26 protein-coding genes are annotated in these 26,660 nt (G+C 60.5%); 22 read left to right on the plus strand and 4 right to left on the minus strand.

Going from position 1 to position 26,660, the window contains the following annotated elements:
• Positions 1–65: 65 nt before the first annotated feature.
• The 6 genes from bamA to lpxB are packed head-to-tail and all read left to right on the plus strand — an operon-like array spanning position 66 to position 6,858.
• Complete coding sequence (gene bamA, locus J5289_RS10240; RefSeq protein WP_142822538.1) at positions 66–2,405, plus strand: outer membrane protein assembly factor BamA; 2,340 nt, start codon at positions 66–68, stop codon at positions 2,403–2,405.
• A 52-nt stretch (positions 2,406–2,457) separates the two neighbouring features.
• Positions 2,458–3,522 carry a UDP-3-O-(3-hydroxymyristoyl)glucosamine N-acyltransferase gene (gene lpxD / locus J5289_RS10245; RefSeq protein ID WP_209183663.1) on the plus strand — a complete coding sequence of 355 codons (1,065 nt, stop codon included), beginning with the start codon at positions 2,458–2,460 and terminating at the stop codon, positions 3,520–3,522.
• Positions 3,515–3,982, plus strand: coding sequence for a 3-hydroxyacyl-ACP dehydratase FabZ (gene fabZ / locus J5289_RS10250; RefSeq protein WP_209183664.1), 468 nt, complete (start codon positions 3,515–3,517; stop codon positions 3,980–3,982). Before lpxD ends, fabZ begins: the two co-directional genes overlap by 8 nt.
• Positions 3,979–4,797, plus strand: coding sequence for an acyl-ACP--UDP-N-acetylglucosamine O-acyltransferase (lpxA, locus tag J5289_RS10255; RefSeq protein WP_209183665.1), 819 nt, complete (start codon positions 3,979–3,981; stop codon positions 4,795–4,797). The genes fabZ and lpxA overlap by 4 nt, the downstream gene beginning before the upstream one ends.
• A gap of 1 nt (position 4,798) precedes the next feature.
• Positions 4,799–5,680 carry an LpxI family protein gene (locus J5289_RS10260; protein WP_209183666.1) on the plus strand — a complete coding sequence of 294 codons (882 nt, stop codon included), beginning with the start codon at positions 4,799–4,801 and terminating at the stop codon, positions 5,678–5,680.
• Complete coding sequence (lpxB, locus tag J5289_RS10265) at positions 5,677–6,858, plus strand: lipid-A-disaccharide synthase (protein ID WP_209183667.1); 1,182 nt, start codon at positions 5,677–5,679, stop codon at positions 6,856–6,858. Before J5289_RS10260 ends, lpxB begins: the two co-directional genes overlap by 4 nt.
• Before the next feature lie 28 nt (positions 6,859–6,886).
• Here lpxB and gltA read toward each other — a convergent pair whose 3' ends face one another.
• Positions 6,887–8,176, minus strand: a complete 1,290-nt coding sequence (gltA, locus tag J5289_RS10270) for a citrate synthase (RefSeq protein WP_142822549.1) — start codon at positions 8,174–8,176, stop codon at positions 6,887–6,889.
• A 301-nt stretch (positions 8,177–8,477) separates the two neighbouring features.
• On the opposite strand from gltA, the gene J5289_RS10275 reads away from it, so the two are divergent.
• Positions 8,478–10,937 carry a ComEC/Rec2 family competence protein gene (locus J5289_RS10275; RefSeq protein ID WP_209206567.1) on the plus strand — a complete coding sequence of 820 codons (2,460 nt, stop codon included), beginning with the start codon at positions 8,478–8,480 and terminating at the stop codon, positions 10,935–10,937.
• Here J5289_RS10275 and lexA read toward each other — a convergent pair.
• Positions 10,918–11,637, minus strand: coding sequence for a transcriptional repressor LexA (gene lexA / locus J5289_RS10280; RefSeq protein WP_142822553.1), 720 nt, complete (start codon positions 11,635–11,637; stop codon positions 10,918–10,920). The two genes, J5289_RS10275 and lexA, sit on opposite strands and share 20 nt — an antisense overlap.
• A gap of 165 nt (positions 11,638–11,802) precedes the next feature.
• On the opposite strand from lexA, the gene J5289_RS10285 reads away from it, so the two are divergent.
• From J5289_RS10285 to J5289_RS10355, 15 genes are all read left to right on the plus strand, one after another.
• Complete coding sequence (locus tag J5289_RS10285; protein WP_209183669.1) at positions 11,803–12,687, plus strand: VOC family protein; 885 nt, start codon at positions 11,803–11,805, stop codon at positions 12,685–12,687.
• A complete protein-coding gene (gene kdsA / locus J5289_RS10290; protein ID WP_209183670.1) occupies positions 12,684–13,529 on the plus strand; it encodes a 3-deoxy-8-phosphooctulonate synthase in 846 nt (281 codons plus the stop codon). The genes J5289_RS10285 and kdsA overlap by 4 nt, the downstream gene beginning before the upstream one ends.
• 147 nt (positions 13,530–13,676) lie before the next feature.
• Positions 13,677–14,951 (plus strand): phosphopyruvate hydratase, encoded by a 1,275-nt coding sequence (gene eno, locus J5289_RS10295; RefSeq protein ID WP_142822558.1) that lies wholly within the window; start codon positions 13,677–13,679, stop codon positions 14,949–14,951.
• A gap of 135 nt (positions 14,952–15,086) precedes the next feature.
• Positions 15,087–15,398 (plus strand): septum formation initiator family protein, encoded by a 312-nt coding sequence (locus J5289_RS10300; protein WP_111215546.1) that lies wholly within the window; start codon positions 15,087–15,089, stop codon positions 15,396–15,398.
• Positions 15,399–15,555: 157 nt separating this feature from the next.
• The gene (gene pdhA, locus J5289_RS10305) at positions 15,556–16,596 is read left to right on the plus strand and encodes a pyruvate dehydrogenase (acetyl-transferring) E1 component subunit alpha (RefSeq protein ID WP_142822560.1); all 1,041 of its coding nucleotides are present in this window, start codon (positions 15,556–15,558) and stop codon (positions 16,594–16,596) included.
• 15 nt (positions 16,597–16,611) lie between these two features.
• Positions 16,612–18,045 (plus strand): pyruvate dehydrogenase complex E1 component subunit beta, encoded by a 1,434-nt coding sequence (locus tag J5289_RS10310; RefSeq protein ID WP_209183671.1) that lies wholly within the window; start codon positions 16,612–16,614, stop codon positions 18,043–18,045.
• Between the two features lie 15 nt (positions 18,046–18,060).
• The gene (locus tag J5289_RS10315) at positions 18,061–19,410 is read left to right on the plus strand and encodes a pyruvate dehydrogenase complex dihydrolipoamide acetyltransferase (protein ID WP_209183672.1); all 1,350 of its coding nucleotides are present in this window, start codon (positions 18,061–18,063) and stop codon (positions 19,408–19,410) included.
• Positions 19,411–19,530: 120 nt separating this feature from the next.
• On the plus strand, positions 19,531–19,689 hold the full coding sequence (locus J5289_RS10320) for a hypothetical protein (protein ID WP_209183673.1): 159 nt from the start codon (positions 19,531–19,533) through the stop codon (positions 19,687–19,689).
• Between the two features lie 130 nt (positions 19,690–19,819).
• Positions 19,820–20,458: an SGNH/GDSL hydrolase family protein gene (locus J5289_RS10325; protein ID WP_209184110.1), complete on the plus strand. Its 639-nt coding sequence runs from the start codon at positions 19,820–19,822 to the stop codon at positions 20,456–20,458.
• 68 nt (positions 20,459–20,526) lie between these two features.
• Positions 20,527–21,975 (plus strand): dihydrolipoyl dehydrogenase, encoded by a 1,449-nt coding sequence (lpdA, locus tag J5289_RS10330; RefSeq protein ID WP_209183674.1) that lies wholly within the window; start codon positions 20,527–20,529, stop codon positions 21,973–21,975.
• Between the two features lie 52 nt (positions 21,976–22,027).
• Positions 22,028–22,282, plus strand: a complete 255-nt coding sequence (locus J5289_RS10335; protein WP_142822569.1) for a GlsB/YeaQ/YmgE family stress response membrane protein — start codon at positions 22,028–22,030, stop codon at positions 22,280–22,282.
• A gap of 12 nt (positions 22,283–22,294) precedes the next feature.
• Positions 22,295–22,543 carry a GlsB/YeaQ/YmgE family stress response membrane protein gene (locus tag J5289_RS10340; RefSeq protein ID WP_111215561.1) on the plus strand — a complete coding sequence of 83 codons (249 nt, stop codon included), beginning with the start codon at positions 22,295–22,297 and terminating at the stop codon, positions 22,541–22,543.
• Between the two features lie 30 nt (positions 22,544–22,573).
• Positions 22,574–23,545, plus strand: coding sequence for a lipoyl synthase (gene lipA / locus J5289_RS10345; RefSeq protein ID WP_209183675.1), 972 nt, complete (start codon positions 22,574–22,576; stop codon positions 23,543–23,545).
• A gap of 167 nt (positions 23,546–23,712) precedes the next feature.
• A complete protein-coding gene (locus J5289_RS10350) occupies positions 23,713–24,306 on the plus strand; it encodes an AAA family ATPase (RefSeq protein ID WP_209183676.1) in 594 nt (197 codons plus the stop codon).
• A 9-nt stretch (positions 24,307–24,315) separates the two neighbouring features.
• Entirely contained in the window at positions 24,316–24,762 is a 447-nt protein-coding gene (locus tag J5289_RS10355; protein WP_142822573.1) for a type II toxin-antitoxin system RatA family toxin, read from the plus strand.
• On the opposite strand, the gene J5289_RS10360 is transcribed toward J5289_RS10355, so the two are convergent.
• Positions 24,753–25,253 carry a CinA family protein gene (locus J5289_RS10360; protein ID WP_209183677.1) on the minus strand — a complete coding sequence of 167 codons (501 nt, stop codon included), beginning with the start codon at positions 25,251–25,253 and terminating at the stop codon, positions 24,753–24,755. The genes J5289_RS10355 and J5289_RS10360 overlap by 10 nt on opposite strands.
• A complete protein-coding gene (locus tag J5289_RS10365) occupies positions 25,250–26,458 on the minus strand; it encodes a bifunctional 2-C-methyl-D-erythritol 4-phosphate cytidylyltransferase/2-C-methyl-D-erythritol 2,4-cyclodiphosphate synthase (protein WP_209183678.1) in 1,209 nt (402 codons plus the stop codon). The genes J5289_RS10360 and J5289_RS10365 overlap by 4 nt, the downstream gene beginning before the upstream one ends.
• Between the last annotated feature and the right edge of the window lie 202 nt (positions 26,459–26,660).

A 26,660-nucleotide genomic window follows, 5' to 3' on the forward strand; every position in this document is an offset into this window, starting at 1 on the left:
CGACACACGTGGCCGGAATCGAGTTTGCTCGACATCAGGAACGACTGAGAAAAGGTAAGAAGTACATGAAGGCTGGTTCAAAGTTTTTGAACGCAGTATCGGCGGTTGCGCTGTCTGCTGGTATTGTTGCTTCGGGCGCAGGTGTCCTTACCCTTGCATCCGCCTCTGTCGCGGAAGCAGCTGTCATCCAGAAGGTCGACGTTCGCGGGGCATCCCGCTCTGGCGCGGACGCTGTTCGCGACAACATAACGATCAAGCCCGGTGTTAGTTTCACCAGTTCCGACGTCGATGACTCCGTAAAGCAGCTTTACGCAACGGGTTACTTCTCCGACGTCCACATCAATGTTTCCGGCGGCACGCTCGTCGTTTCCGTCAAGGAAAACCAGATCGTCAACGCGGTGGTTTTCAACGGCAATCGCAAGATCAAGGATGACAAGCTGCAGGGCGTCGTCAAGACGCATGCTTCGGGTCCTTTCGATCAGAACATCGTCAATGACGATATCAAGACCATCAAAGAAGCCTACGCAGTCATCGGCCGCAACGAAGTGACCGTGACGACGCAGGTCGTCAACGTTGCTCCCGGCCGCGTCAACATCGCTTTTGTGGTCAACGAAGGCGACCGTACGAAGATCGACAAGATCAACTTCACGGGTAACCAGGCCTATGGTGATGGTCGCCTTGCGTCAGTTATCGCGACGAAGAAGACCAACTTCTTGTCGTTCCTGACCCGCAAGGACGTCTACAGCGCCGACAAGCAGCATGCCGACGAAGACACGCTGCGCCAGTTCTATTACAATCACGGCTATGCCGACTTCCGCATCGTTTCCTCGGACGCGACGCTGGACGAGCAGACAAACGCCTACACCATGAACTTTGCCGTCGAGGAAGGTCCACGTTACACCTTCGGCGACATCTCAGTCGTGTCGACGGTCGACGGCGTGAATGCGGATGAACTCAAGGGCCTGATCTCCACGTCTACCGGCGAAGTCTACAACGCCAAGAACATCCAGAAGTCGATCGAGGCGATCTCCAAGCGCGTTGCTGCTGCTGGATATCCCTTTGCCCGTGTTACGCCGCGTGGTACGCGCAACTTCCAGAACAACACGATCGCTGTCGAATATCTGGTTGACCAGGGCGAACGCGCCTATGTCGAGCGCATCGAAATCCGCGGCAACACCCGCACCCGCGACTACGTCATCCGTCGCGAATTCGACCTGAACGAAGGCGATGCGTTCAATCAGGAAATGATCACCCGCGCCAAGCGTCGCCTCGATGCTCTCGGTTACTTCACGAGCGTCAACATCACGACGGCACCGGGCAGCGCGCCTGACCGCGTCGTTATCGTCGTCAACGTGATCGACCAGTCGACCGGTTCGTTCGGCGTCGGTGCAGGCTACTCTGTCGGCAACAACGGCGGGATCCTGCTCGAAGCCTCCGTCGAGGAAAAGAACTTCCTCGGTCGCGGCCAGTACATCCGCATCGCTGCGGGCGCCGGCACAGAAGGCTCGCGCACCTACAACATCTCGTTCACCGAGCCCTATTTCCTCGGCTACCGTCTGGCCGCTGGTTTCGACATCTTCAAGAACCAGACGTCGAGCGACGATTACTACGACTACAGCGAAGCCGGCTTCTCGCTCCGCGTGACCGCGCCGATCACCGAAGACCTGGCCACGACCCTTCGCTACAACTACAAGCACATCGATTACAAGGGTACCAACGACTGGGAAGATCACCTGTCGAACACCTACCAGAACCTCATCAACGACGGTCCGTGGACCCAGTCGTCGGTGTCGCAGACATTCACCTACAACACGCTCGACGATCAGAACCTTCCTCGCGACGGTATCATCGCCAAGCTGACGCATGAGTTTGCAGGCCTCGGCGGCGACTCGAACTTCTACAAGATCAGCGGCAAGGCGCGCTTCGTGAAGACGCTGAGCGACGAAGCCGACATCATCGGATCTCTGACGCTCGGTGCCGGCTACGTGCTGCCTACGAACGGCAAGCTGAACGTATTCGACCAGTTCCAAATCGGCGGTCGTGAAATTCGCGGCTTCGAGAACACGGGTATCGGCCCACGTACTTCGAATGGCGACAAGGACCCGTTGGGCGGCACGACATACTTCACGGCTTCTGCTGAAGCCAGCGTTCCAATGCCCGGCGTCCCACAGGACATCGGCCTGCGCGCTGCAGCCTTTGCCGACGCTGGTACCCTCACGGGTAACAAGGTCGATACCTCTGGCGATAGCGTCAACAGCGATAGCTCGATCCGTGCATCGCTCGGCCTCGGCATCATCTGGGCCTCGCCCTTCGGTGTGCTGCGCGTCGACTATGCGCAGCCTGTCATGAAGCAGAGTTACGACAAGGTTCAGCAGTTCCGGTTTGGCATTGCCAACCAGTTCTGATATCGGCAGGCCCAGACCCACGGGTTAGAATACCGTCCTGGAGCTGTTGTTTATGGAACATAACCGTTTTTTCCCGCCCCATGCTGGGGTCAGCCTTCGGGAGCTGGCCAATCATCTTGGGGCGGTTGTTGCCGATGAGAAGTTTTCAGACCGTGTCGTTCGTTCTGTAGCCCCCGTATACCGGGCAGCTGAAGGCGACGTTTGCTATATTCTTTCCCGCAAGAATATGGATGAATTGAAGACCTGCAAAGCCTCCGCCATCATCTGCGATGCGTCGATGCAGTCGATAATTCCGCCACACGTGCCGATCATACTATCCTCAAAGCCCCATGCTGCCTTCGCGATTGCCGGCGCCTTGCTGCATCCTGCCGCAATGCGCGCTGTAACCGTCGGAACAGCTAAGAGCGGCATATCACCTGCCGCGTTTGTCGACCCCACGGCACGGCTCGAGGCCGACGTGCTGGTCGAACCGATGGCGGTTATCGGGGCAGATGCCGAGATCGGCGCGGGGACGCAGATTGGCGCAGGTGCCATTATCGGCGCTGGCGTCAAGATTGGCCGGAATTGCTCGATCAGTGCTGGGGCCAGCGTTCTTTGTGCCTATGTCGGCAACAACGTCATCATTCATAACGGTGCGCGCATCGGGCAGGATGGTTTCGGCTATGCGCCAGGTCCGGCGGGCATGCTGAAGATCGTCCAGGTCGGACGCGTCATCATCCAGGATCACGTCGAGATCGGCGCCAACACGACGATCGACCGGGGCACGATGGACGACACCGTCATCGGCGAAGGAACGAAGATCGACAATCAGGCGCAGATCGGCCACAACGTCCGCATAGGGCGCCACACAGCGATTGTCAGCCAAGTCGGCATCGCAGGCAGCGCTCGCATCGGCGACGGCGTACAGATTGGCGGACAGGCCGGGGTTGCCGGTCACATCCATGTCGGAGACGGTGCGCAACTTGCTGCAGGTAGCGGCGTTATATTCGATCTGGCGCCTGGTGGTCGCTACGGCGGCGTTCCGGCGCGGCCGATCAAGGATTTTCTAAGGGAGATGGCGGAGACCATGGCTAAGATTGGAAGCCGCAAGAAGGCACGGGATGGCAAGGATGACTGATCACCCCGGGACCGAGCTCGGATCGGCCGATATCCTCGAGATCATGAAATTGTTGCCGCACCGCTATCCGTTTCTCCTCGTTGACAAGATCATCGAGATCGATGGCGACAACTCCGCAATTGGGATCAAGAACGTCACCGCCAACGAACCGCATTTCACTGGGCATTTTCCGGATCAGCCGATCATGCCTGGCGTCCTGCTGATCGAAGGCATGGCGCAGACAGCCGGCGCTATCTGCGCCCGTAAGGAAGGCCAGAGCGGTAGCCTCGTCTACTTCATGACCATCGATAATGCGCGCTTCCGCAAGCCGGTCGTGCCTGGCGACCGCGTTGAGTTTCACGTTGCGAAACAGCGCCAGCGTGGCAATATCTGGAAGTTTCATTGTGATGCAAAAGTTGACGGCACCAAGGTTGCTGAGGCCGATATCGGCGCGATGATCGTGCGCAAGGAAGAATCATGAGCGGCATAGCAAAGAGCGCCACTATCCACCCGATGGCCATCGTCGAAGATGGCGCCGTGCTGGGCGAGGGCGTCTCTATCGGGCCTTTCTGCTTCGTCGGACACAAGGTCGTGCTGGGTGACAATGTCCAGCTTTTGAACAATGCTGTTGTCACCGGCCGCACGACCCTCGGCAAAGGCTGCAAAATTTTTCCCATGGCGGTCGTCGGCGGTGATCCGCAGAGTGTCCATCACGGCGGCGAGGACACCAGCCTGACGGTTGGCGACAACTGCACGATCCGCGAGGGCGTGACGATGAATGCCGGCACCGCTGAATTTGGCGGCGAGACGATCGTCGGCAACAACAACCTGTTTCTCGCCAACTCGCACGTCGCCCATGATTGCCGGGTCGGCAACAACGTGATCATGTCCAACAACGTCATGCTTGCCGGCCATGTGGTGATCGGCGACCGCGCCATCCTGGGCGGAGGCTGTGCCGTGCACCAGTTTACCCGCATCGGCCGCCAGGCGTTCATCGGTGGTCTCTCGGCGGTCAATTACGATGTCATCCCCTACGGCATGCTGAACGGAAACCCGGGGATATTGGGCGGCCTTAACGTTGTCGGCATGACGCGTGCGGGTATCGAGCGGCCGATCATTCATATGGTCCGTCGCGCCTTCAAGGCGGTGTTCGAGGGCGAAGGTTCGATCCGCGAAAATGCGGCTGCAATCCGCACCGAGTTTGCCGACTGCGCCGAGGTGATGGAAATCCTCGACTTTATCGCCGCTGATAGCGATCGCGCCCTTTCGTCGCCGCATCGCGGCAACAAGAACTGACGTGAACGATAGCGGGAACGACGACAAGGGCCGCCTGGCGATCATCGCCGGCAGCGGCTTTCTGCCAGCCTACCTCGCCGAGGCCGCCCGACAGGCAGGCGAAAACCCGGTCATCGTCGTATTGAAGGACGAGGTTCTCCGCGACTGGAGCGACTACGACCACGCGCTGCTCGGCGTCGGTGACTTCAAGGGATTCGAGGCGCTTTTCGATCGTTACGATGTGCGCCGTATCGTGATGTCGGGCAGCGTTGCCCGACGCCCGGAATGGCGCGAGATACGGCCAACCTGGCAATCGTTGGTCAGAATGCCGGGCGTCGTCAAAACGCTGCTGTCCGGCGGCGACGATACCGTGCTGAAGATGGTGATCGGCCTGCTCGAGGTCAAAGGTCGCAAGGTCATCGGCGCGCACGACATCGCACCGGATCTGCTTGCGACAACCGGCACGCTCGGCAGCCACGCGCCGTCCGAGGATGACATGCGAGACATCAAACAAGCAGCCAGGGCCGCCGATGCACTCGGCATGCTGGACGTCGGACAGGGCGCCGTCAGCGTCGGCGGACGCATCGTCGCGCTCGAAGGCGTCGAGGGGACGGACCAGATGATCGAGCGCGTCGCAGGCCTTCGGGCAGCCGGCCGCATATCGCACCGGCGCCGGGGCGTGCTGGTGAAGCTCTGTAAGCCGCAGCAGGACCTGCGCGCCGATCTGCCCTCCATCGGCGTATCGACCATCCTCAACGCCAAGGCAGCTGGCCTCGGTGGCGTTGCTGTCGAGGCCGGGCGTGCGCTGATACTGGAGCGTAAGGCGACGATCGACGCTGCCAATGAGGCCGGCCTGTTTTTGTTCGGTATCGATCGCGGCCTGACTGCCGGAGGCATCCAGTGAACACTTCGCCCCTGAAGGTCGCCATCATTGCCGGGGAAGTCTCCGGCGATCTGCTGGGCGCCGATCTCGTTGCCGCCCTGCGCCTGCAGACGACGCGACCGCTCGAGCTCGTAGGCGTCGGTGGCGATGGACTGGAGGCGCAAGGACTAAAGTCGCTTTACGATTTCTCCGAACTGTCGCTGATGGGGTTCACCCAGGTGATCGCCAAGTTGCCGCGGCTGATTGCCCTTATCGGCGAAACGGCAAAGGCCGTCATCGCCGCAAGGCCGGATATCCTCGTCATCATCGACAGCCCGGATTTTACCCACCGGGTGGCCAAGCGGGTCCGCAAGGCGCTGCCCGACCTGCCGATCGTCCAATATGTTTGCCCGAGCGTCTGGGCCTGGAAAGAATATCGTGCCACAGCGATGCTCGCTTACGTCGATCACGTCCTGGCTGTCCTGCCGTTCGAGCCGGAAGTCATGAAACGTCTCGGCGGCCCGCCGACGACCTACGTCGGTCACCGCCTGGTGACAGATACCGGTCTGGTCTACGCGCGCCGGCAGCGCGCCGCCCGTCCGCCGCTCGACGCGAACGACACGCGGACCATAATATTATTACCCGGCTCAAGGTCTTCCGAAATAAATAACCTGATGCCGTTCTTTCGCCAGACTGTTGATGAACTTAGCCGGCGTAATAAAAGCATGCGATTCGTCATGCCGACAGTTGCCCGGCGCGAAGATTTGGTTCGTAAGCTGGTCGCCGACTGGGAGATCAAGCCCGAGATCGTCATCGGTACTGCCGCCAAGTGGCAGGCCTTCGCGTCAGCCGACGCAGCGATGGCAGCGTCGGGGACGGTGATTCTGGAACTCGGCTTGACCGGTGTGCCGGTCATTTCGACGTACAGCACGGATTTTATCGTCAAGCTGCTGCACAAGCGGATAAAGACCTGGACCGCTGCGCTGCCCAACCTGGTTGCCGATTATGTCATCGTGCCGGAGCAGATCAACGAGATGTTGCTGCCGGGCCTGTTGGCCCGCTGGCTCGAGCGCCTGTCGAGCGACACCCAGCAGCGGCGCGCGATGATCGAGGGTTTCGACCTCGTTTGGGACCGGATGCAGACGGAGACACCGCCCGGAGAAAAGGCAGCATCCATTGTGCTCGAACTTCTGGACAACAAAAAACCCGCCCATTCCTGAGCGGGTTTTTTTATAAAGTCTAAGGCGTTTAGCGGCCGTCGACCGGTGTGTAATCGCGCTTCGGTTCGCCGGTGTAGAGCTGGCGAGGACGGCCGATGCGCTGCTGCGGATCTTCGATCATCTCGTTCCACTGGGCAATCCAGCCGACGGTACGCGCGAGTGCGAACAGCACGGTGAACATTTCCGTGGGGAAACCGAGTGCCCGCAGGGTGATGCCCGAATAGAAGTCGACGTTGGGATACAGCTTCTTTTCGATGAAGTAAGGGTCGTTCAGAGCAATCTTTTCGAGCTCCAAAGCAACCTGCATTAGCGGATCGCCGGCATTGCCGGTTGCTTCCAGCACTTCGTACATCGTCTTCTGCATGATCTTGGCGCGCGGATCGTAGTTCTTGTAGACGCGGTGACCAAAACCCATGAGGCGGAAAGGATCGTTCTTGTCCTTGGCGCGGGCGATGTACTCAGGGATGCGATCGACGGTGCCGATTTCCTGCAGCATCATCAGTGCAGCTTCGTTGGCGCCGCCATGGGCCGGGCCCCAGAGGCAGGCGATGCCGGCCGCGATACAGGCAAATGGGTTTGCGCCCGAAGAGCCGGCAAGACGGACCGTCGATGTCGAGGCGTTCTGCTCGTGATCGGCGTGCAGGATGAAGATGCGGTCCATCGCACGGGCAAGAACCGGATTGACTTCGAATTCTTCGCAAGGAACCGCAAAACACATGCGCAAAAAATTCGACGCATAGTCGAGATCGTTCTTCGGATACACGAAAGGCTGGCCGATATGATACTTGTACGCCATCGCGGCAAGCGTCGGCATCTTTGCAATCATCCGGAGGCTCGCCACCATGCGCTGGTGCGGATCCGTGATATCGGTTGAATCATGATAGAAGGCCGACAGCGCACCAACGCAACCGCACATCACAGCCATGGGATGTGCATCGCGGCGGAAGCCTGTGAAGAAGCGCGTCATCTGTTCATGCACCATGGTGTGGTGAACGACGCGGTCGTCGAAATCCTTCTTCTGCGCAGCCGTCGGCAGTTCGCCGTAGAGAAGCAGGTAGCAGACTTCCAGGAAGTCACCCTTTTCGGCCAGCTGCTCGATAGGGTAGCCGCGATGCAGCAGAACGCCTTCGTCACCATCGATATAGGTGATCTTGGATTCGCACGATGCGGTCGAGGTGAAGCCGGGGTCGTAAGTGAAGGAAGCGGTATTCTTGTAGAGTGCGCCAATGTCGAGGACGCTCGGACCGATGGTACCGGCCTTCACCGGCAGATCGACAGTCTTATCACCCCAGGTCAGTTTCGCGCTTTGTTCCGTCATGAGAGCCTCCAAGATTTGGCGGGTTGGTGCCTTAAAAAAGCACCAAAGGGTTAAGCGTCTAAAGATTAGCTATATGATCCAGAGGCTAATGCCAAGTTACCCTGACCGGTATTTGTGCATCGCGGTATCAACTTTTGGGCAGCGCCTCCGCCATGACTGCGATGCCTTTAAAGCCCGATCTGCGGCATTCCAGAAGCGACGTTCCCGCGGGACGCATTTCAATCGATTTCAGTTGAATTGTTCGAGCAAAGGTTGCAAAAATACCCTGGGCTTGAAGATTGCGAGCGGGGCTGACTGGCGAATGGCAGAGTTGGACGCGCGCGAGAGGCAAGGTCATCGCCAGGTATTTCTCGGCCTCGCCGAGCGTTCGCGCGCTACTGTCAACGCCGTTGCCAAGCTTGGACGGATGCCTGCCCGCACGCAACACGCCGTGCCGTGGCCGAAGCGCGCTGCCCTTTCGCTCAACGGGTGGCGAATCGCAACCGCGGGGATGATTGCCGAAGAGGCCGCCCACGGTCGCGCAATGCTGTTTGCGCCCGTCTACATCGGCTGCGGAGCCATAATCTGGTTCGAGCTTCCGGGCAATCCGCCGGTGACGGGCATTGCGGCGGTCTTCCTGGTGCTCGCCGCCGTCTGCCTCCTGAAACACAATCTGAGCCCAACGTTGCGGCATCTGGCGTTCGCAGCGGCGCTGGGCCTGCTCGGCATGCTTCTCGCTGAATGGGAGACATGGCGAGCGTCGACGATCATGCTGGACTCGCCCGTGACTACCACCATCACCGGTCAGGTTCAGCGCCGCGAAGTGGACGACAAAGGGCGGTGGCGCTACGTGCTGGATCTGCTGGCGACAGACGCGCCTGTCGTTCGGCGGCCACCGGAGCAGATATCCCTTCTCGTGCGCGGCCAGGATGTACCGTTCGAACTCGGAGATGTGGTTGAGGGCAGGGCCCGGTTGAGCCCGCCAGCCGGCCCGGCGCTGCCCGGCCTCCACGATTTTGCCTTCACTGCCTATTTCGAAGGCACCGGTGCCAACGGTTTCTTCTACGGTACGCCGCAACTGATGATGGCCAGCGTCGACGACACCAGCGAGCGAACGACGCTCCAAAGGACCGACCGCTGGCTGACTGGGCTGCGCGGCCATATCGGCGACCGAATCCGCTCGATCCTGCCCGGCGACACCGGCGCCTTCGCGGCTTCGCTGGTCAACGACGAACGTCGGGCGATTTCGCCTGAAACGACGGATGCCCTAAGAGTGTCCGGCCTCGCTCATATCATTGCCATCTCGGGACTGAATATGGCTTTGTCGGCCGGTATCTTCTATGTCGGCCTCCGGCATGCACTGAGCCTGTTTCCCGGATTGGCGCAGGCTTTTCCGACCAAGAAAATTGCAGCCGTCGGTGCGCTGATCACCGTCACCGCCTATTATTTCATTTCCGGCTTCGGTGTATCGGCCGAACGGGCCTTCATCATGATGGCGATCATGCTGGTCGCGGTGCTGTTCGACAGACCATCCTTCAGCCTGCGCAATGTCGCCCTTTCGGCTATCGCCATTCTAGTGCTCTCGCCGTCGCAGATCCTCGGCCCGAGTTTCCAGATGTCCTATGCGGCGACCATCGCCCTTGTATCCGGCTATTCGCTATGGAAGCGACGTCCGCCCCGCGAGCGGCGGTTTGCTGCTTTCCGGGCACCGATGCCGGTGCGGGCGGTCAGCCGCTTCTTCACCGGCATCGCCATGACGTCGTTCATCGGCGGCGCGTCGACGGCAATCTTCTCGATCGAACACTTTCACCGGCTGGCGACCTATGGCCTCGTTGCCAATCTCGCCGCCATGCCGGTGGTGTCATTCATCGTCATGCCGGTCGGCATGCTTGCCATGCTGATGATGCCCTTCGGCCTCGACGGCGTGTTCTGGCTTGTCACCGGTTGGGGACTTGATATCGTCATGGTCATCGCAAAGACGGTGGCTGCATGGGGCGGCAATGTGCCCTTCGCGCGCCTGCCTAGCGGACTTTTCCCGACCATCATTGCCGGCTTCATGCTGATGACGGTGCTGCGAACGCCCATGCGCCATGCCGGCGCGTTGCTGATTGCGGCCTCGGTGACTTTTGCCGCCTTCCAACCGTCTCTCCAGAAATCGGAACTGCTGATTTCGGAGGATGGCGAACTGGTCGCCATGTTCCGGCAGGGGAGACTCGAGCGCAATCGTGAGCGCCCCCCGGATTTCATCTATCAGCAATGGCAGCGAGCCCTGCCGGTGTCAGAGGATACGCCGCCGCAAATGCTGCCGCCGGACAACTCGACCCCGCCCCATTCCGTTCGTGGCCGCCCCTCGACCCGTATGGATGCGGAGCATCAGGCCACATTGCGATCAGCAATGGAAACTGCTCTGGACAATGCGGTCGACGGCGGGTTTGCCTGCCATGGTCGCGATTGGTGCGTTGCCATGCTCGAGACGGGCGCGATGCTGGTGACTATCTCCGATGCGGCTTATCTGGGGCCGGCCTGCGATACCGCCGACATTGTCATCACGCCGGTCAAACTTCGCCTTGATCTCTGTCGGTCCGGTGCAGTGCTCTACACCGGCGCATCGCTACGCAAAACAGGTTCCATCGAGGTCAACTTGATATCTCCTGAGCCAAAGTTCATCACCGCGTTCAGCGCCCTTGACCGTCCATGGGAGAGGCATCGAGCCTATGACTGGCGAAAGCCGGCCTTCACCGGTACCGATGCCACGTCACCGGTCAGTGATACCGGCGGATAAGTCCGACAAGTCGCCCCTGGATCTTTACCCTGTCCGGGCCGAAGATGCGGGTCTCGTAAGCCGGATTGGCTGCCTCGAGTGCAATGGAGGCACCCTTGCGCCTAAAGCGCTTGAGCGTTGCTTCCTCGTCATCGACGAGGGCGACAATAATGTCGCCGGGGCTCGCCGTACTGGCATTGCGGATGATGACCGTATCGCCGTCGAAGATGCCGGCCTCGATCATCGAATCGCCTCGCACTTCGAGCGCGTAATGCTCGCCGGCGCCGACCATATCGGCGGGGACCATGATGTCGTGGGTGTTGTTCTGGATCGCGGCGATGGGAACACCGGCGGCGATGCGGCCCATGACCGGCAGCGAGACGGAGCCGCTGCGGTCGTCGACTGCGGGCTTTGTCGGCGCTGCGGCGACCGCCGGCGTCTTGCCAAGGCTGCCTTCGATGACGCTCGGCGAAAAGCCGCGCCGTGGCTGCGCATTCGGGTTATAGGCCTCGGGAAGCTTGATGACCTCGATGGCACGCGCCCGGTTCGGCAGGCGGCGAATGAAGCCGCGTTCCTCCAGTGCCGTGATCAGCCTATGGATACCTGATTTCGACGCCAGATCCAGCGCGTCCTTCATTTCATCGAAAGAAGGCGGCACGCCGGACTCTTTCATTCGTTCGTGAATGAAGAGAAGCAGTTCCTGTTGCTTGCGCGTCAACATCGTTTTTCGTGCTCCAAGTGCGAAACAAAGCCAGAACGGACACTATATGTTCCATATGTGTTCCGCAAGTGACTAAATCTTTGTGAACGCCGTTGGAATAATCGCATTTTTGGAAGATCATGTCGCGCTGCCGTCGCTGACGGCTTCGCAGGGTGGAGACAAACCATGACAGCAGCCTATCCAATCGACCATCTGGTCCTGCCGACCTGCGATATAGCCTCTGCGCGCCAGCGGCTGAGCAAGCTTGGCTTCACTGTCGCTGCCGATGCACGGCATCCCTTTGGTACTGAAAATGCTTGCGTTTTCTTCGCCGACAAGACCTATCTCGAGCCACTCGGCATTGCCAGTCTCTCGGAGTGCGAGGCGTCGGCGCTGGCCGGCAATGTCTTCGTCGCGCGCGACCAGGCTTTCCGGTTTCGCGTCGGCGACGATGGTTTTTCCTCCATTGCCTTCGCAACCGGCAATGCTGAAAGCGACCAGCAGCGCTTTCGCGACCGCGGGGTCTCGGCCGGCAAGATCCTCGAGTTCGAAAGGCCGATGCGCATGCCGGACGGGTCCGAATCGATTGCCGGCTTTCGCCTTGCTTTCGCCGCAGATTTGCGTGCCCCGGATTTCTTCGTTTTCACCTGCGAGCGCATTAATGCGATGCCGACGGATCGCAGCGCGCTGGAGAGGCATCCGAACGGCGTTCTCGGCATTTCGCGCATTGTGCTGTCCTGCGCCAGCCCGGAGGCGTTTTCCGGGCTCATCAGCCAAGTTGGCAATGGTGCCGCAATCGCTCCGCATTCCTTTGGCATCACAGCATCGGCAGCCAATGTGGAAATCGACATCTTGAGCGGCGAGGGGATGGAGGCCTTCTATGAGGCGGCGCCATCCGGTGAAGATGCGGGCCTGCGGGGGCGGGCAATCGTCTTTGCGGTTCGCGATCTTTCCGTGACAGAAGCGCATTTGGCTGGTAACGGCGTGACCTACACACGCAAGAGCAACACTATTCTGGTGAAGGCCGCTCCCGGGCAGGGGGCATTGTTTGCCTTCGAGGAGACAGCATGAGCCATTCGACAAATTCGGACGTGGTCGCCGGCGAAGGCCCCGGCAAGGTCACTTTCTCCAACAGCAAGCGCCTCTCGCTGATTGCCGGTCCCTGCCAGATGGAGAGCCGCGATCATGCCTTCACGATAGCCGGCAAGCTCAAGGAACTCTGCGCCTCGCTTGGCATCGGGCTCGTCTACAAGTCGTCCTTCGACAAGGCCAACCGCACATCCCTGTCCGCCCAGCGTGGCCTTGGGCTGGAAGCGGCTCTGGAGATCTTCGGCGAGCTGAAGAAGGAATACGGTTTCCCGGTGCTCACCGACATCCACACGGAGGAGCAGTGCGCCCTTGTCGCCAAGACCGTGGATGTCCTGCAGATCCCGGCCTTCCTGTCACGCCAGACCGATCTTCTGGTCGCTGCCGCCAGGACCGGCCGCATCATCAACGTCAAGAAGGGTCAGTTCCTCGCCCCCTGGGACATGAAGAACGTGCTGGCCAAGCTTAACGACAGCGGTAACCCGAACATCCTGCTCTGTGAACGCGGCGCATCCTTCGGCTACAACACGCTGGTCTCCGACATGCGCTCGCTGCCGATCATGGCGGCGATGGGCGCTCCGGTGATCTTCGATGCTACCCACTCCGTGCAGCAGCCCGGCGGCCAGGGCGGGTCCTCCGGGGGCCAGCGCGAATTCGTGGAAACCCTTGCCCGCGCGGCCGTTGCCGTCGGCGTCGCCGGCGTGTTTATCGAAACCCACGAGGACCCCGACCATGCGCCGTCCGATGGCCCCAACATGGTGCATCTGAAAGATATGCCGAAGCTGCTCGAAAAGCTGCTGGCATTCGACGCCATCGCCAAGGCCTAGCATCTGCGGGAGCGTTCAACAGGCTGACATGATCTTGGTTTAGTCGGCTATGACGTTCCCTCATTCGAAGCGCGTGATGGCATTGTAATTGTCACGCCTTCGATTTAGAGATTTCAATCGATTATAACCAGCGAGCAGGAACCAGCCATGACCGCAATCACCGACATTATCGCCCGCGAGATTCTCGACAGCCGCGGCAACCCGACTGTCGAAGTCGACGTATATCTGGAAGACGGCAGCATGGGTCGCGCCGCAGTCCCGTCGGGCGCCTCGACAGGTGCCCACGAGGCAGTCGAATTGCGCGATGGTGGCTCGCGTTACCACGGCAAGGGCGTCGAAAAGGCTGTAGAAGCCGTCGATACCGAGATTTTTGAGGCCATCGGCGGTCTCGATGCTGAAAACCAGATCCAGATCGACAACCTGATGATCGAGCTGGATGGCACGGCCAACAAGTCCCGCCTCGGCGCCAACGCCATCCTCGGCGTATCGCTCGCCGTCGCCAAGGCCGCCGCCCAGAGCGCCGACCTGCCGCTCTATCGCTATGTCGGCGGCGCCTATGCCAGCCTTCTGCCTGTGCCGATGATGAACATCATCAACGGCGGTGCCCATGCCGACAACCCGATCGACTTCCAGGAATTCATGATTCTCCCCGTCGGTGCAGAAACCTTCTCCGATGCCGTCCGCATGGGCTCCGAAGTTTTTCACGTGCTGAAGAAGGAACTGTCGGCCCAGGGTCACAACACCAATGTCGGCGACGAAGGCGGTTTCGCACCGGGCCTGAAAAGCGCGCCGGAAGCCCTGGACTTCATCATGAAGTCGATCGAGAAGGCCGGCTATCGTCCCGGCGAAGACATCTACCTCGGCCTCGATTGTGCTGCGACAGAGTTCTTCAAGGACGGCAAGTACGTTCTCGAAGGCGAAGGTCGCACGCTGGAGCCGGGCGCCATGGCTGAATACCTTGCCGAACTCGCTGCCAAGTACCCGATCCTGTCGATCGAAGACGGCATGTCCGAAGACGATTGGGAAGGCTGGAAGACGCTGACAGAGCTGGCCGGCAAGACCACCCAGCTGGTCGGCGACGATCTGTTCGTTACCAATTCCTCGCGCCTTCGCGACGGTATCAAGATGGGCGTTGCCAACTCGATCCTCGTCAAGGTCAACCAGATCGGCACGCTGACCGAAACGCTCGACGCCGTCGAAACGGCCCACAAGGCCGGCTATACAGCCGTCATGTCGCACCGCTCTGGCGAAACCGAGGATTCGACGATTGCCGATCTCGCGGTCGCCACCAACTGCGGTCAGATCAAGACCGGCTCGCTGTCGCGCTCGGACCGTCTTGCCAAGTACAACCAGCTGATCCGCATCGAGGAAATGCTCGGTCCGCAGGCCCGCTACGCCGGCACGTCCATCCTGCGCGGCTGATACCAGACGCATTCGCTTTTCTACCAACCGCGCCTTCGGGCGCGGTTTTTTAGTCGATTTCGCAACACGGTCAACGGACGGTTAATCTCTGCCGTCTAGTGTCGCTCACACGGGTACAGCGTATGGGCAAACGGCATGTGGACAAAATATCATAAGAAGAAGCGGCTTGGTCACCTGGTGCTTCCAGCCATCACCGTCGCCTTCGTATCCTATTTCGGCTACCACTGCGTCCATGGCGATTACGGCCTGCGGGCGACCGAAGTATTCGAGCAACAGCGACTGGCCCGCTCCAAGGATCTGGCCGATCTCGTTGCCAAGCGACAGCACCTCGAAAAGGAGGTTGCCCTGCTCAGCGACGGATCGCTCGACAAGGACATGCTTGATGAAAAGGCCCGTTACCAGCTCGATTATTCCAAGGCCGACGAAATCGTCATCTTCAACAAATAGCGCGATTAACTGAATTTCAGTTAATCGGAGATTTTATTTATTTTTCAGTGACTTATATCGAATACTAGCCATGCGTTTATGGCATTGCTGCATCTGTTAATCTTCCCTATGTTACGCGTCACCATTGATCGATGCTTATCACACAGGGGAGGGTTGAATGGCGCCGAAAATCGCGTCCGTTTCCAACCGGAAAACGTCCAAGTCAGCACGTGTTGAAACCAACGGCGGTCCTATAGCCGATTTCGATCGCGACGAAGAGCTGAAAGCCTACCGCGAAATGCTGCTCATCCGGCGCTTCGAGGAAAAGGCCGGACAGTTGTACGGCATGGGGTTCATCGGCGGATTCTGTCACCTCTACATCGGCCAGGAAGCTGTCGTCGTCGGCATGCAGATGGCCCAGAAGGAAGGCGATCAGGTCATTACGGCCTATCGCGACCACGGCCACATGCTCGCTTGCGGCATGGAAGCGCGTGGTGTCATGGCCGAGCTGACTGGTCGCAGCAGCGGCTATTCGCACGGCAAGGGCGGCTCGATGCACATGTTCTCGAAAGAGAAGCATTTCTACGGCGGTCACGGTATCGTCGGTGCGCAGGTTTCGCTCGGCACCGGGCTCGCTTTCGCCAACAAATACCGTGGTAATGACAGCGTCTCGGTCGCCTATTTCGGCGACGGTGCGGCCAACCAGGGCCAGGTCTACGAGAGCTTCAACATGGCTGCTCTCTGGAAGCTGCCGATCGTCTATATCATCGAGAACAACCACTACGCCATGGGCACGTCCTCTGCCCGCGCGACGGCGCAGTCCAACTACTCGCTGCGCGGTTCGGGCTTCGGCATTCCCGGCATGCAGGTCGATGGCATGGATGTGCGCGCTGTCAAGGCGGCAGCCGACGAGGCGCTCCAGCATTGCCGTTCCGGCAAGGGCCCGATCATTCTCGAAATGCTGACCTACCGCTATCGCGGCCATTCGATGTCCGACCCGGCGAAGTATCGCTCCAAGGACGAAGTGCAGAAGATGCGCTCAGAACATGATCCGATCGAGCAGGTGCGCTTGCGCCTGGTCGGAAAAGGCTGGGCATCCGAAGACGATCTGAAGGCGATCGACAAGGATGTTCGCGATATCGTTGCCGACAGTGCCGATTTCGCCCAGTCCGAGCCGGAGCCGGATGCATCCGCGCTCTACACAGACATTCTGCTCTGATCGGGGAGGGAACACATGCCTATCGATATCCTGATGCCCGCCCTCTCTCCGACGATGGAAGAAGGCACACTGTCCAAATGGCTGAAGAAGGAAGGTGACAAGGTCACTTCCGGCGACGTCATTGCCGAAATCGAAACCGACAAGGCGACGATGGAAGTCGAAGCCGTCGACGAAGGCACGATCGGCAAGCTCCTGGTCGCCGAAGGCACCCAGGGCGTGAAGGTCAACGCCAAAATCGCGATCCTGCTTGCCGAGGGCGAAAGCGCCGACGCCATGAACGCTGGTGCGGACACCGAAAAGGCTGCAGCCCCCAAGGCCGATGCCGATACGCCGGCTGCGGCCAGCAACGACGCCGGCGGCAAGGCCCGCCAATCCGCCGATGAGCCGACGGCCCGCGCCGACAGCAAGGTGCCGGCCCAGCCAAAGGCTCATATCGCTGCCGATCCGGACATCCCGGCCGGCACCGAAATGGTCTCGACGACCGTACGCGACGCACTCCGCGACGCCATGGCCGAAGAAATGCGCGCTGACGATAACGTCTTTGTCATGGGCGAGGAAGTGGCCGAGTACCAGGGCGCGTACAAGGTGACGCAAGGGCTGCTGCAGGAATTCGGCGCCCGCCGCGTTATCGATACCCCGATCACCGAGCACGGCTTTGCCGGTATCGGCGTCGGTGCCGCCATGTCCGGTCTGAAGCCGATCGTCGAGTTCATGACGTTCAACTTCGCCATGCAGGCCATCGACCAGATCATCAACTCGGCTGCCAAGACGCTCTATATGTCCGGCGGCCAGATGGGTGCGCCGATCGTCTTCCGTGGCCCGAATGGTGCGGCTGCCCGCGTCGGTGCCCAGCATAGCCAGGATTATTCTGCCTGGTACAGCCAGATCCCTGGCCTCAAGGTCGTCATGCCGTACACGGCAGCCGACGCCAAGGGCCTGCTGAAGGCTGCGATTCGCGATCCGAACCCGGTGGTCTTCCTCGAGAACGAAATCCTCTATGGCCAGCATTTCGACGTGCCGAAGATGGATAACTTCGTTCTGCCGATCGGCAAGGCCCGTATCCACCGCACCGGCAAGGATGTGACGATCGTCTCGTTCGGCATCGGCATGACCTACGCGGTCAAGGCTGTCGCCGAACTCGAACAGCTCGGCATCGACGTCGAGCTGATCGATCTGCGCACGCTGCGTCCCATGGACCTGCCGACCGTCATCGAATCGGTGAAGAAGACCGGTCGCCTGGTCACCGTCGAGGAAGGCTATCCGCAGAACTCGGTCGGCACCGAAATCGCCACCCGCGTCATGCAGCAGGCTTTCGACTATCTCGATGCGCCGATCCTGACGATCGCCGGCAAGGACGTTCCGATGCCCTACGCCGCCAATCTCGAAAAGCTGGCCCTTCCGAACGTCGGCGAAGTCGTCGATGCGGTGAAAGCCGTCTGCTACAAATAAGGGGAAGGTCTTTCGATGCCTATCAACATCACCATGCCCGCCCTGTCGCCGACCATGGAAGAGGGTACGCTCTCCAAGTGGCTGGTCAAGGAAGGCGATCAGGTCAAGTCCGGCGACGTGCTGGCCGAGATTGAAACCGACAAGGCCACCATGGAAGTCGAGGCAATCGACGAGGGCACCGTTGCCAAGCTCGTCGTTGCCGCCGGTACCCAGGGCGTCAAGGTCAACGCGCTGATCGCCGTACTGGCCGCCGATGGCGAGGACGTCGGTGCTGCTGCGAGCGGTGCGGGGTCCGCAGCCCCGGCTGCAGCGTCCGCGCCGAAGTCGGAAGCTGCACCTGCCGCCAAGCCTGAGGAAGCCGTCAAGGCGGATGCGCCGGCCGTCGCGGCCGCAGCACCTGCTGCGCCGAAGGCCGCTCCTGCAGCTGCCAGCGGCGCCCGGACCTTCTCGTCGCCGCTTGCCCGTCGCCTGGCGAAGGAAGCCGGAATCGATGTGTCGGCAGTGGCCGGTTCCGGCCCGCATGGTCGCGTCGTCAAGAGCGATGTCGAAGCTGCGGTTGCCGGTGGTGGCGCCAAGGCGGCCTCCGCAACACCTGCATCGGCCCCAGCAGCAAGCACACCGAAGGGTGCGTCGGACGAAGCCGTCATGAAGCTGTTCGAAGCCGGCTCCTACGAGCTTGTGCCGCATGACAACATGCGCAAGATCATCGCCAAGCGTCTGGTTGAATCCAAGCAGACCATCCCGCATTTCTATGTCACGGTGGATTGCAATCTCGATGCCCTGATGGCGTTGCGCGCGCAGCTCAACGATGCCGCACCGCGCAAGGACAGCGCGCCGGCCTACAAGCTGTCGGTCAACGACATGATCATCAAGGCGATGGCACTTGCGCTCCGCGATGTCCCGGATGCCAACGTGTCGTGGACCGAGAACGCCATGGTCAAGCACAAGCACGTGGACGTCGGCGTCGCCGTCTCCATCCCGGGCGGCCTGATCACGCCGATCATCCGCAAGGCCGAGCTGAAGACGTTGTCTGCCATCTCCAACGAGATGAAGGACCTCGGCAAGCGGGCCAAGGAACGCAAGCTGAAGCCGGAAGAATTCCAGGGCGGCACGACGTCGGTCTCGAACATGGGCATGATGGGCGTCAAGGAATTTGCCGCCGTCATCAACCCGCCGCACTCGACCATCCTGGCCGTGGGCGCAGGCGAGCAGCGCGTCATCGTCAAGAAGGGCGAAATGGCGATCGCTACCGTGATGAGCGTCACGCTGTCGACCGATCATCGCAGCGTTGACGGTGCCCTCGGCGCCCAGCTTCTCGCCGCCTTCAAGGGCTACGTCGAGAACCCGATGGGCATGCTGGTTTAGCGAATTTCCGGCCGCAACATCGTTGCGGCCGTCTGCCGACCACGTCACAACAGGCCGTGACATTTGGCGCACTCATCTCCATATTTTGTCGAGGCGGCTTTGGCGCCAAGGAGACACGCGATGGCAGATGATCCGAAAGACATGGTTATGCCGATGCTGCGCGAGATCCGCGCTGAGATCCGAGATCAGTTTCAGGAAGTGAAAGAGCGGCTGGACAAGTTGGAGAGTGGACAAAAGACCGTTCGCCACGCTTTGAAGGCGGACACCATGATGTCGTGACTAGTCACTGGTGACTTTGAAGATCGGATATTCGAGCTCGAGCGCAAGGTCGAAGCTCTTACGAAGGGCAAGTGAAAATGGTTTTCGCATGGCCCGGACTGACATTGGGGAATGAAGCTCGATGAGCGCCATGAAAACTGTTCTTTGCTACGGCGACTCCCTGACCTGGGGCTACGATGCCGACACGCTCGGCCGTCATGAATTCGAAAACCGCTGGCCGAGCGTGCTGCAGGAAGCACTCGGCGGCAAGGTTCGCGTCATCGCGGAAGGTCTGAATGGCCGCACAACGGCCTTCGACGATCATTTGGCCGACGGCGATCGCAACGGAGCGCGAATCCTGCCGACCGTGCTCGAGACGCATGCGCCTATCGACCTCGTTGTTATCCTGCTCGGCACCAACGATATGAAGCCGGTGCTCGCCGGTTCGGCGTTTGCTGCCTGCCAGGGGATGGCGCGGCTCGTCGGGCTGATCCGGCACCATGACTGGGCGTTTGACTACGACGCCCCTGAAATACTGATCGTTGCGCCGCCGATCATCTGCGAAACGGCGAATGCCCCATTTGCCGCGATGTTTGCCGGCGGTGTGGAAGAATCGCCGAAGCTGGCGACGCTCTATCGCGACCTGGCGGACGAGATGGGCTGCGGCTTCTTCGACGGTGCCTCGGTTGCCGTCACGACACCGCTCGACGGTGTTCACCTCGACGTTGAAAATACCCGGGCACTCGGCCGCGGCCTTGAGCCGATGGTGCGGATGATGCTCGGGCTTTGATTGATCTCTGGCTGGCCCTGGTTTTCGTGCGGCCGGTAACGACAAGAAACGACAAGACAGGAATTAAAATGGCAGAGAACTACGACGTCATTATCATCGGCTCCGGCCCCGGCGGTTACGTGGCGGCGATACGCGCGGCCCAGCTCGGCCTCAAGACGGCGATCGTCGAGCGCGAGCATCTCGGCGGAATCTGCCTCAACTGGGGCTGTATCCCGACCAAGGCGCTGCTTCGCTCGGCCGAGGTGATGGACCACGCCAACCATTTCAAGGATTACGGCCTGGTGCTCGAAGGCACCGTCAAGCCGGACGTGACCGCAGTCGTCGCCCGTTCGCGCGGCGTTTCCGCGCGGCTGACCGGCGGCGTTGCCTTCCTCATGAAGAAGAACAAGATCGACGTCATCTGGGGTGAAGCGAAGATCACCAAGCCCGGCGAGATCGTCGTCACCAAGTCGAAGAAGCCTGCCGTGCAGCCGCAGAACCCGCTGCCGAAAAATATCAAGAGCGAAGACGGCACCTACAACGCCAAGCACATCATCGTCGCCACCGGCGCTCGTCCGCGTGCGTTGCCGGGCATCGAGCCGGACGGCAAGCTCATCTGGACCTATTTCGAGGCGATGAAGCCCCAGGCTCTGCCGAAGACGCTGCTCGTCATGGGCTCCGGCGCTATCGGCATCGAGTTCGCCAGCTTCTATCGTTCCATGGGCGTCGACGTCACCGTCGTCGAGGTCATGTCGTCGATCATGCCGGTCGAAGATGTCGAGATTTCCGCCATCGCCAAGAAGCAGCTCGAGAAGCGCGGCCTGAAGTTCATCCTCGACGCGAAGGTGACCAAGGTCGACAAAGCGGCAGACAGCATCACGGCCACCATCGAGACCAGGGATGGCAAGAGCCAGCAGATCACTGCCGACCGGATGATTTCGGCCGTCGGCGTCGTCGGCAATATCGACAATCTCGGCCTCGAAGCGCTCGGCGTGAAGACCGATCGCGGCTGTGTCGTCATCGACGGCTACGGCAAGACCAACGTCCCCGGCATCTATGCGATCGGCGATGTCGCGGGTCCTCCGATGCTTGCCCATAAGGCCGAGCATGAAGGCGTCGTCTGCGTCGAGAAGATCGCCGGACTGCCGAATGTCCACGCCACCGACAAGAGCAAGGTTCCCGGCTGCACCTACTGCAATCCGCAGGTGGCATCGGTCGGCCTTACAGAAGCCAAGGCCAAGGAACTCGGCCGCGACATCCGCGTCGGCCGCTTTCCTTTCGCTGCCAACGGCAAGGCCATTGCGCTCGGCGAAGACCAGGGGCTTTGCAAGGTCATCTTCGACAACAAGACGGGCGAATTGCTTGGGGCGCACATGGTCGGCGCCGAGGTCACCGAACTTATCCAGGGCTTCGTCATCGCAATGAACCTGGAGACGACGGAAGAAGAGCTCATGCACACCATCTTCCCGCATCCGACGGTATCGGAGACGATGAAGGAAGCATCGTTGGACGCCTACGGCCGCGCGCTGAACGCTTAATAGACCGCTAAGCCGCCCTCTATTGTAGCGGACCAATGCAAAGGAGATTATCATGTCAATTCTATCGCAGCCTTGGGTCGTATTCCTGCTGATCGGCCTCGTGGCCGGCTTCCTCGCCAGCCTCGTAGTCGGCGGCGGCGGTCTGCTCAGCTGCCTGCTGAGCGGCGTCATCGGTGCGTTCGTCGGTGGTTTTCTGTTTCACGCGCTGGGCATCTCGCTCGGCATCCAAAATCTGCTGGTTGTGCAGATCATTCATGCGACTGTCGGCGCCATCATTGTGGTGTTGCTGGCGCGAGCGATAGCCTGAGGCTAAGGGCAAATCATGGGCGTAGGTTGGATTGGCGCTATCATCATCGGCGGACTTGCCGGCTGGCTGGCCGGCAAGCTGATGGAAGCGCGTTATGGCATCCTCTTGAATATCGTGCTCGGCATCGTCGGATCGGTGGTGGCGAACGCCATCCTGACCCAGTTCCACATCGCCGTGGCAGACACACGCATGGGCTTTTTCATCACCGGTTTCCTCGGTGCCTGCATTCTGATATTTCTCGCCCGGCTCGTCCAGCGATAGGTTTGTCGCTATAGCGGCAGAAAGAACGTTATGGTCACGATTCTCGACACCATCAATCCATCGGCCTTGCGCATCCGCCACCCGGAGAAGGCCCACAAGCCCGATACCGAAGTGCTGCGCAAGCCGGACTGGATCCGCGTCAAGGCCCCGACCTCAAAGGGCTACGCGGAAACGCGCGCTATCGTCAAGGAACACAAGCTCGTCACCGTCTGCGAAGAGGCGGGCTGCCCCAACATTGGCGAGTGCTGGGACAAGAAGCACGCGACCTTCATGATCATGGGCGAGATTTGCACCCGCGCTTGTGCCTTCTGCAACGTCTCGACCGGCAAGCCGAATGCCCTCGACATGGCGGAGCCTGAAAACGTCGCCAAGGCCGTCAAGGAAATGGGCCTCAGCCACGTGGTCATCACGTCAGTCGACCGTGACGACCTCGCGGATGGCGGCGCCGAGCATTTCGAGAAGGTGATCTGGGCGATCCGCGCCTCGTCTCCGCTGACCACCATCGAGATCCTGACGCCTGACTTCCTGAAGAAGCCCGGTGCGTTGGAGCGGGTCGTCGCTGCCAAGCCCGACGTCTTCAACCACAACATGGAAACGGTGCCCGGCAATTACCTGACGGTCCGTCCTGGTGCACGCTATTTCCACTCCATCCGCCTGCTGCAGCGCGTCAAGGAGCTCGACCCGACGATGTTCACCAAGTCCGGCATCATGGTCGGCCTCGGCGAAGAGCGCAACGAAGTGCTGCAGTTGATGGACGACCTGCGCACTGCCGATGTCGACTTCCTGACCATCGGCCAGTATCTGCAGCCGACCCGCAAGCACCATGCCGTCATCAGCTTCGTCACGCCGGACGAGTTCAAGTCCTACGAGACAGTTGCCTACACCAAGGGCTTCCTGATGGTGGCGTCCAGCCCCCTGACACGATCCTCCCACCACGCCGGAGACGATTTCGCGCGACTTCGTGCGGCGCGCGAAAAAAAGGTCCTGATGGCGGCTGAGTAGGCGGCATTTCTGGAGTGAGCCTGTTCTTTCCGACCAACTGGGGTTCGGAATGGTGATCTCCCGCTGTCATCCGCCGGTCATCGAAGCGGTTTAGGGCGTCGTCCGCGAATAGCATCCCCGGTCTCTGAGGTTCGATGAGGGCAGGGCGATTAACGCGGAGGCAGGCGATGACTGCATTAACGAAGCCCGAGGCCCCGAACTACCTCACTGATATCACAGACGTGGCCGAGCGCATTGGAAAAGCCAGTCGCATCATGGTGATCGGTTGCTCCGGCGGCGGTAAATCGACCTTGTCGCAATATCTGGCCGTACGCTTCGGCCTCACCTATGTCTCGATCGATCGTGATATTCTCTGGCTCCCCGGCTGGGCTCAGCGCGACAAGCAGGAACAGCGGCGGCTGATGGCCGAAAAGGTGCAGGAGGACAGATGGGTCTTCGACGGTACCGGTCCCACCAGTTTTGACATCCGCCTGCCGCGCACCGATATCGTCATCTGGGTGCGCATGCCACGCCTTCTCTGCATCTGGGGGGTAACGTCGCGATGGCTGCGATGGCTTGGCCGGACGCGACCAGAGATGGCGCCTGGTTGTCCCGAGAAGCTCGATTGGGAGTTCCTGCGCTATGTCTGGACGTTCGACAATCGCTTTGCGCCCCTGGTGGTCGCTTCACTCGTCAAGAACGGACCCGATGTTCCCGTTTTCCAACTAAATTCGCGCCGCCAGATGCGCAGGCTTCTTGATCTTCTGGGTCCGCCCGCTTAATTGCCGCTCATGCCAAAGTTCGAAACCCACCGTCCCGTTCCCCATACGCCCGATCAGATGTTCGACCTCGTCGCCGATGTTGAGCGCTATCCGGAATTTCTGCCGCTCTGCAATGGCCTCGTGGTGCGCAGCCGCAAGGAGCGCGACGGCAAGACCTTGCTGGTTGCCGACATGACTGTGGGCTACAAGGCCATCCGCGAGACCTTCACCACACAGGTGCTGCTCAACCGGGCGGAGCACGCCATCGACGTCCAGTACATCGACGGTCCCTTCAAATATCTCGACAACCGCTGGCGCTTCCAGCCCGACGGAAACGGTGGCTGCACCATCGACTTCTTCATCGACTACGAATTCAAGAGCCGTATTCTCGGCGCGCTGATGGGGTCGATGTTCGACCGCGCCTTCCGCATGTTCACGGAGGCCTTCGAGACCCGGGCCGGCAAGATCTACGCCTGAGCCAGATCCAGCAGCATTTCCAGCGCAGTCGCCACCGTCGCAAGCCGTACGGCATCCCGACCGAGATCGCCATAGCGCATCTCACGATGAACGATCGCGCCGCTGCGGGCACGAGCGGCGAGGTGCACAAGCCCGATCGGCTTTTCGGCGGAGCCGCCGCCCGGACCGGCAATACCGGTGACGGCAACGGCAAGCGCTGCATGCGAGCGGAACAGGGCGCCCTGAACCATCTGTAGCGCGGTCTCTGCAGACACCGCGCCATAGGCCACAAGCGTCGCTTCCTGCACCCCGAGCATCTCCATCTTCGCGGTGTTGGTATATGTGACGAAGCCACGGTCTACCACTGCCGACGAACCGGCGACATCCGTGAGCGAGCCGGCAATCAGGCCGCCCGTACAGGATTCCGCAGTGGCCACCATGAAGCCACGCGACTTGCAAAGCGTGACAAGCCGGGCCGCGAGTGTTGCGACCGGATCGGTAAAGGTGCTCATGGCTTGTTGCTCCTGTAGACCACTGTCGCCGTTGCAATCGCCGCAATGCCCTCGCGGCGGCCGATAAAGCCGATTTCCTCGTTCGTGGTCGCCTTGACCGAGCAGCGGTCGAGACTGATGCCGAGGCATTCCGAGAGCTTCTGGCGCATTTCGAGCCGGTGCGGGCCGATCTTTGGCGCTTCGGCAATCAGCGTCACATCGGCGTTCATGATGGTCCCGCCCGCATCGCGGACGATCCTTGCCGCATGCTCGATGAAGATCCGCGACGCGGCTCCCCGCCACTGCGGGTCGCTTGGCGGGAAGTGATCGCCGATATCGCCGGCACCGCAGGTCGCTAGCAGGGCGTCTGTGAGGGCATGCAGCGCCACGTCGGCGTCCGAATGGCCTTTCAGCCGCTGGTCGTGGGGCAGGAATATGCCACAGAGAGTGACACCGTCGCCGGGCTCCAGTTGATGAACGTCGTAGCCGTTGCCGGTCCGCACGTCGGGAAGGTTTGCCGACATTCTCTCATCTGCCATGCTGATATCCCTTGCGATCGTCAGTTTGATGTTGTCCGGGCTGCCGGCCACGAGTTGGACCGGCAAGCCTGCCCATTCGGCAATCGATGCGTCGTCGGTGAAGTCCGATCTGCCGTCGAGAGCGGCCTTTTCATGGGCGGCAAGGATAGCGGTAAGCTCGAAGGCCTGCGGCGTCTGGGCAGCGTAGAGCCCGGCACGCGCAACGGTTTCAACCACCAGACCGACAGAGCCGAGCCGCTTCAGTGTATCGGCGACCTGTATCGCAGGCAGCACGGCCGAGGCGCCGTTTTCGAGCGCGGTCATGATCTCGTCGAGGAGGGTATGGTTAAAAAACGGGCGGACCGCATCGTGGATCAGCACATGGGTTACGTCGGCAGCCTTGAGCGACCTCAAACCCTCCAGCACGGATTGCTGGCGCGTCTCGCCGCCAAATACGGTTGAGACCGATGCCGCTTCGCTGATTCCCCCAAGCGCCTTCGCCAGCAGCCGTTCGTCATCGCGATGAATAACCACGACTATTTGCAAAGCCTGGCGCCACGTCATAAAGCCTTCAAGCGTATGGGCGATAATCGCCTTGCCGCCGATCGGACGATACTGCTTCGGCCCGTCTTCCGGTGAACCTGCCCGCTCGCCCCGCCCGGCCGCAACGACGATAATTCCGATCTTGATCGGTTGCTTTGCGTGCATTTGCGTCCTAAACCCCGGATTGTCAGTCAAGTTCTGAAAGCGGGTCTATCGTCTCCCCCCGGGCTTTTCCAGCATTTGCCCAAAAAATATCGAGCACCTCCGAAAGCGCTTGGCAAGCATCGTAATTGTGGCTAAAAATAGTGCAAATTCCTCGCGTGCCCGAAAGATAACCGATTGTCAGCCATCGACATTGCATCCCCTT

The organism is Rhizobium sp. B230/85 (assembly GCF_019355735.1).
Lineage (GTDB): Bacteria > Pseudomonadota > Alphaproteobacteria > Rhizobiales > Rhizobiaceae > Rhizobium > Rhizobium rhododendri.